The following is a 6,344-nucleotide window of genomic DNA, read 5'->3' as shown; positions in this document are numbered from 1 at the left end:
AAAGGGGTGTTCCATATGCCGGCAGCATTTGCCCATGATCTGTTTGGACGTCTGGTTTACAGGAAGCTGGATCCGGGGATCCGGAGGGCGGTCCGGAGGGAAAAGGACTGCTTTTATCTGGGGCTTTTTGGGCCGGACATCCTGTTCTTTTACCGTTCATTAAATGATAACCGGATCGTCCATAAGGGCTTCTGGCTCCACGAGGAGCCGGCCCGGGTGCTGTTTTTCCATGGCATAAAGGCCTGGGAAAAGGAGAAGGATCCGGAAAAAAAGGCAGCCATCGAGGCGTACCTGCTGGGCTTTGCCTGTCATTTCGCCCTGGACCACAGCCTTCATGAATACGTAAACCATACGGATGACAGCACCATTTTCACTCACGGAGAGATCGAGACAGAGCTGGACCGGAGGCTCCTGGTCCGGGAAGGGATGACGCCTTTGCGGGCAGACGTGACCTCCCATGTGAAAAACACCTCCATGACCAGGCTGGCCGCCTCCCGGGTCCTTTCGGAAAGCCGGGAGACCGTGGGGGAGTGCATCATGAGCTTCAAGGCGGCCATGCGGATCTTTGTTAATTCCGGAGAGCTTGTCAAGACGTTCATATGCCTGGGACTGCGGGCTGCAGGCCATTACGACCAGGTCCACGGCATGCTGATGCGGAGAAGGCCGGTCCGGGGGTTAAAGACCGTGGCCGATTATCTGGAGCTGGAATTTTATAAAACAGTCCCCTTTGGAGTACGGATGGTGACAGAGCTTTACCGGGCCCTGGAGGAGGGAACGGAGCTTCCCAGGGAATATAAGGGAAACTTTGAGGGAACTGTCTTCGGCAAAGGACCGGTGCGCTGGTGAAATACGCAGTGATCCTGGGGGATGGGATGGCAGATCTGCCAGAGGCCTGTCCCGGAGGGAGAACGCCTTTGGAGCTGGCCCGCACCACGGTCCTTGACCAGCTCTGCGGAGGAGGAGAAACAGGCCTTGTGAGGACCGTGCCGGAGGGGATGGCCCCAGGAAGCGATACGGCCAATCTTTCGATCCTGGGATACGGAGGAAAACAGTATTACCGTGGCCGGGCGTCCCTGGAGGCCCTGGCCCTGGGGATCTGCCTGGGAGTTCATGACCTGGCATTCCGCTGCGATCTGACGGGTCTTTCGGGAGACGGCCCGGCATTTGAAGAAATGCAGATGGGAGGTCCGGGGGCCCTGGCGGGAAAAGAAGAAGAGGCTTACATATCCGTGAAGGAGGCAATGGGAAAAGAGTCTGCCCTGTCCCTGGTCCCGGGAAGAAACGGGAAGTGCCTCCTTTCGTGGAAGGACGGGCTCTTAAAGTCCCCTGGCCTCATGAATGATGCCGCAGGCGGTTGTGGGCTTGTTCCGCCCCATGAGATGATGGGAAAACGGATCGGGGATTTTCTGCCGGAGCAGAGAGCGCTAAGGAAGTTTTCCGAGGACAGTTATCTGGCGCTAAGGGCAAGGTTTCCCCGGGAGCGCGCCTGCTTCTGGCTCTGGGGAGCCGGGACCGCCTGTGAGCTGCCGGATTTTTCTGAAAAGACCGGACTTTCCGGAGCAGCGGTCACTGCCACGGGCGTCATCAAAGGACTGGCCCTGGCCGCAGGACTTAAGCTCCTTTCCGTGCCCGGGGCCGATGGAAGCCTGGATACGGATTATGGAGGAAAGGCCCGGGCGGCCTTAAAGGCGCTTCTGGAGGCGGGAATGGATTTCTGCTATGTGCATCTGGAGGCCCCGGACGCGGCCGGGCATAAGGGGAGCTTCGAGGAAAAGATCCGGGCCATTGAAAATCTGGACCGGCTGGTGGCCGGGCCCATTTACCAGGGGTTAAAAGAAAGCGGAGAGGAGTTCCGGATCCTGGTACTGCCGGACCACGCGACCCCGGCAGCGCTTAAGATCCACACGGCAGGGCCGGTGCCGTATCTTCTTTACGACAGCCGGAGGAAGGCGGTAAGGTCCCGTCCATATTGTGAAAAGGAAGCTGAAAAAACAGGGATCCTGGTTCCGGAGGGCCAACGGCTCCTGGACCGGTTCCTTTTTAAAGGAGTATAAAGACGTTATGGCTGGAAAGATATACGGTGTCGGAGTGGGCCCGGGGGATCCGGAGCTTCTGACCATAAAAGCTGCAAGGCTCATAAAAAACGCCGGAATCATCGGGATCCCGGCGGAGCATAAGGAGACCTGTAAGGCCTACCAGATCGCCGCCGGGGCGGTGGAGGAGATCCGGGAAAAAGAAGTGGTCCCGTTTCCATTTCTCATGACCAGGGATCCGGAACGGTTAAAGGAGAGCCATGACCGCCTGGCAGAAAAGGCCGCAGAATACCTGGACCAGGGCCGGGATCTGGTATTCCTTACCCTGGGAGACCCGGCCGTCTACTCTACATACATGTATCTGCACAGGCGGCTCACTGCCATGGGCTATGAGGCAGAGATCGTAAGCGGGGTCACCTCCTTCTGTGCGGCGGCAGCCAGGCTGTCTGTGAGCCTGGGGGATGGCAGTACGCCCATCCATATCCTCCCCGGCTCCTTTCCCCTGGAGGAGGGGCTTTCCCTCCCCGGCACCCGGGTGCTAATGAAATCCGGAAAACAGATGGGAGCCGTGAAAAAGGCCCTGGTCTCCGGGGAGTATGAGGTTTTGATGGCAGAAAACTGCGGGATGGAAGGGGAACGGCTCATTGGCCGGGCCCAGGATATCCCGGAGGACGCCGGGTATTATTCCCTGGTGATCGTGAAGGAGAAAGGAGAGACCGGCCGTTGAATAAGGAAAAAAAGGTGATCCGCCTGGGAACCAGGAAAAGCCCTCTGGCCATGGCCCAGGCCAGATTAGCGGCGGAGGCCATTGAACGGGCTTTTCCGGAGCTTACGGCGGAGCTGGTCCCCATTGTGACCAGAGGCGACCGGATCCTGGACCGGCCTCTGGTGGAATTTGGCGGAAAGGGAGCGTTTATCTCAGAATTTGAAAGGGCCCTTCTGGAGGGACGCATCAACGGAGCGGTCCACAGCGCCAAGGACATGCCGGAGGAGCTGGCTAAGGGATTGGTCATCGCGGCAGCGCTTCCCAGGGAGGACGCCGGAGACGTGCTGGTGACTGTAAAGGGAAGGCCGCTTCCGGACGGGCCGTTTCTGGTGGGGACTGGAAGCCCCCGCCGCCAGGTGCAGATCCGGGAGATGAGGAACGCCCGCTGCGCCCTTTTACGGGGAAATATCCAGACAAGGCTCAATAAGCTCCGGGAGGGAGAGTATGACGCCATCCTTCTGGCAGCGGCGGGATTAAAGCGTATGGGCCTGCTTTCAGACCCGGAGTTTTCGTTTGAACGGCTGCCGGAGAAAGAATTCATCCCAGCCGGAGGCCAGGGGATCATCGCGGTGGAAAGCCGGGAGCATACGGAATTTTTCCATGTGTTTGCGGCCATCAACGATCCAGCTGCCTTCCGGTCCCTGGCGGCAGAGCGGCTGGTATTAAAGCGCCTGGGAGCCGGATGCACCGGGGCCGTGGGCGTATACAGCTATTCAGAAAATGGCAGCTTCCACATAAAGCTCATGAAGGGGACGGAGAACGGGATCCTGCGCCGGGAGATCTCCGGAACGCCTGAGGAATATGAGGCCCTGGCTGCGGCGGTTACGGAGGGACTGGATCATGAATAAGGGGATGGTATTTCTGGTGGGAGCCGGACCAGGCGATCCGGGGCTTCTGACCCTCCGGGGAAAAGAGCTTCTGGAAACAGCGGAGGTCCTGGTCTACGACCGGCTGGCCTCCCGGGAGTTTTTGGAGCTGGTACCGGCGGGCTGCGAAAAGATTTATGTGGGCAAAGAATCCGGCCGTCACAGCAGGACCCAGGAGGAGATCAACGGGATCCTGGTGGAGTGGGCGTTAAAGGGAAAGCGGGTGATCCGTTTGAAGGGCGGAGATCCCTTTGTCTTTGGCCGGGGCGGAGAGGAGATCCAGAGCCTTTCTGCCCATGGGATCCCCTATGAGGTGGTCCCCGGCGTGACGTCGGCCATTGCGGCCCTTTCCCACGCCGGGATCCCGGTGACCCACCGTGGGGTAGGCCAGAGCTTCCATGTGATCACAGGCCATACGGCGGTGGGAGCCGGAGACGAGGGCAGTCTTACCGGAGGCTTTGACCAGTACGCCCGCCTTCCGGGGACCCTCATTTTTCTCATGGGTCTCTCTAACCTGGAAAAGATCGTGGAAAACCTTATAAAATACGGAAAGGATCCCCGGACTCCGGCGGCGGTGGTCACCAACGGGACCCTGCCGGACAGCCGGTGCGTCCGGGCGGAGCTTTCTTCTCTTCCAGAGGCTGTACGAAGGGCTGGTCTGAAACCGCCGGGGATCATCGTGGTGGGCCCGGTGGCCGCTTTTTCCATGACCTGTAAAAAAGAGCTTCCCCTGAGCGGAGCCCTGGTGGGGATCACCGGGACGGACGGCATGTGGAACAAGCTTTCAGAAAAGCTCGTATCCCAGGGAGCGTCGGTGGTCCGGGCAGGAATCTCCAGGATCGTACCGTTAAATAAAGAGGGATTGTCCGGGCACCTGGACCGGCTGGATCAGGTCTCCTGGATCATCTTTACCAGCACCAACGGCGTCCGGATCTTTTTTGAGGCCATGAGGGAGGGCCGGATGGATCTCAGGGCCCTGGGCCATGTGAAATTTGCCGTGGTGGGCAGCAGCACCGGAAAGGCCCTGGAGGAGCAGGGCTTTTTCCCGGACTATATGCCGGAGGAATATACCACAGAGGCCCTGGCCCGTGGGCTCTTAAGCCGGATCCGTCCCGGAGAATCTGTGCTGATCCCCAGGGCCAGAATGGGCTCCCCCATCTTGAGGGAGATTTTATGCCAGGGGGGGATCTCTGTCCTGGATGTTCCTGTCTACGACGTGGAGGCGGAGCCAGTGGGCAGGGAAGCGCTTTCGGAGCTTTCCAGGCTCCATTACCTTACCTTTGAAAGCGGTTCCGGCGTCCGCGGCTTTTTTGGAGAGCTTGCGGATGAAAAAAGAAGGCTCCTGGAAACAGGTCCCTGCCCGGTGTGCATCGGGAAGGCCACGGCAGAGGCCTTAAGCGCCTTTGGGATCCGGCGCATGAAGATCGCCAGGGACTATACGGCCGACGGCCTTTTATCAGCAATTCTTGAGGACTGGGACCATGGAAGCTCTCGTTTATAAGGATAAAAAAATGCTGAGGCGGGGGTATACCACCGGCACCTGCGCGGCCCTGGCAGCCCAGGGAGCCGTCTCCTTCCTGGTCTCTGGCATATGGCCGGAAACGGCGGAGCTTATGACCCCGGCGGGCCAGATGGTGCGGGTCCCGCTGATGGAGAAAAAAGCAGGGAACGGCGCCGCCTCCTGTGCAGTAAAAAAGGACGCCGGGGATGATCCGGATGTGACCGATGGCCTTCTGGTCTTTGCCCAGGCCAGGTTCCTGCCGGAAAACACAGGGAATGCCCGGGTGATCATTGACGGAGGAGAAGGCGTGGGCCGGGTGACAAAGGCAGGCCTGGACCAGCCGGTGGGAGCGGCGGCCATCAATTCCGTTCCCCGGAGGATGATCGAGACTGCTGTTGCAGAGGTCTTAGAGGAGGCCGGGCTGGACCGGACAGTGGAGATCCTGATCTTTGTTCCCGGAGGAGAGAAGACGGCGGAAAAGACCTTTAATCCAGTTCTTGGGATCACCGGGGGGATCTCGATCCTGGGCACCAGCGGCATTGTGGAGCCCATGAGCGAGGAAGCCCTCATAGAGACCATCCGGACCCATATGCAGGTGCTGCGGTCTGAGGGAAGACGGTTTGCAGCCGCTGTGCCCGGAAACATGGGGGAGAGGTTCCTCTGGTCCTATCTGGAGCGGGAGGGGATCGGAAAAATACCGGCGGTGGTGTGCAGCAATTTTGTGGGCAGGACCCTGGATATGGCCGGAGAGCTGGGCTTTTCCGGTCTTCTCCTGGCGGGCCACCTGGGAAAGCTGGTGAAGCTGGGCTGCGGCATCATGAACACCCATTCAAAGGAAGGAGACGGCCGGATGGAGACGCTTGTGGCCTGCGCCCTGCGGGCCGGAGCCGGGACTGGAACCTTAAAAAGGATCCAGGAGGCCAATACGACGGAGCAGGCCCTGGAGGAGCTTAAGGCGGCCGGTATCCTTAAGGAGACCATGGGAGCGCTTCTGGAGCGCATGGACTGGTATATGAGGCGGCGGGTCCCGGAGACCCTGGAAACGGGCATCCTGGTATTCGACGCCGCAGGAACGCTTCTGGGAGCCACTGAAAACGCCCGGGATCTCCTTGCGCTGGCTGCCGGAGAGGAGCCGGAGGGAGGAGACGGGCCGGATAATGGAATATAAAAAGGAGAGG

At 59.6% G+C, this 6,344-nt stretch carries 6 protein-coding genes; all 6 read left to right on the top strand.

Going from position 1 to position 6,344, the window contains the following annotated elements; translation table 11 throughout:
• Window positions 1-846, top strand: an 846-nt coding sequence (locus WIH05_RS07360) for a zinc dependent phospholipase C family protein (RefSeq protein ID WP_337425189.1), incomplete at its 5' end; no start/stop codon positions are given.
• Window positions 843-2,054 carry an alkaline phosphatase family protein gene (locus tag WIH05_RS07355; RefSeq protein ID WP_022273659.1) on the top strand — a complete coding sequence of 404 codons (1,212 nt, stop codon included), beginning with the start codon at window positions 843-845 and terminating at the stop codon, window positions 2,052-2,054. The genes WIH05_RS07360 and WIH05_RS07355, both read left to right, overlap by 4 nt.
• Before the next feature lie 7 nt (window positions 2,055-2,061).
• Complete coding sequence (gene cobI, locus WIH05_RS07350) at window positions 2,062-2,760, top strand: precorrin-2 C(20)-methyltransferase (protein ID WP_022273658.1); 699 nt, start codon at window positions 2,062-2,064, stop codon at window positions 2,758-2,760.
• A complete protein-coding gene (hemC, locus tag WIH05_RS07345; protein WP_022273657.1) occupies window positions 2,757-3,647 on the top strand; it encodes a hydroxymethylbilane synthase in 891 nt (296 codons plus the stop codon). Before cobI ends, hemC begins: the two co-directional genes overlap by 4 nt.
• A complete protein-coding gene (cobA, locus tag WIH05_RS07340; RefSeq protein WP_022273656.1) occupies window positions 3,640-5,166 on the top strand; it encodes a uroporphyrinogen-III C-methyltransferase in 1,527 nt (508 codons plus the stop codon). Before hemC ends, cobA begins: the two co-directional genes overlap by 8 nt.
• The gene (cbiD, locus tag WIH05_RS07335; protein ID WP_215652982.1) at window positions 5,147-6,334 is read left to right on the top strand and encodes a cobalt-precorrin-5B (C(1))-methyltransferase CbiD; all 1,188 of its coding nucleotides are present in this window, start codon (window positions 5,147-5,149) and stop codon (window positions 6,332-6,334) included. Before cobA ends, cbiD begins: the two co-directional genes overlap by 20 nt.
• Window positions 6,335-6,344: the final 10 nt, after the last annotated feature.

Source organism: Alitiscatomonas sp. (assembly GCF_037242085.1).
In the GTDB taxonomy this organism is placed as follows: Bacteria; Bacillota; Clostridia; order Lachnospirales; family Lachnospiraceae; genus Alitiscatomonas; species Alitiscatomonas aceti.
The sequence above is the reverse complement of the archived record's forward strand: the minus strand, read 5'-3'. Positions and strand labels throughout refer to the sequence as shown.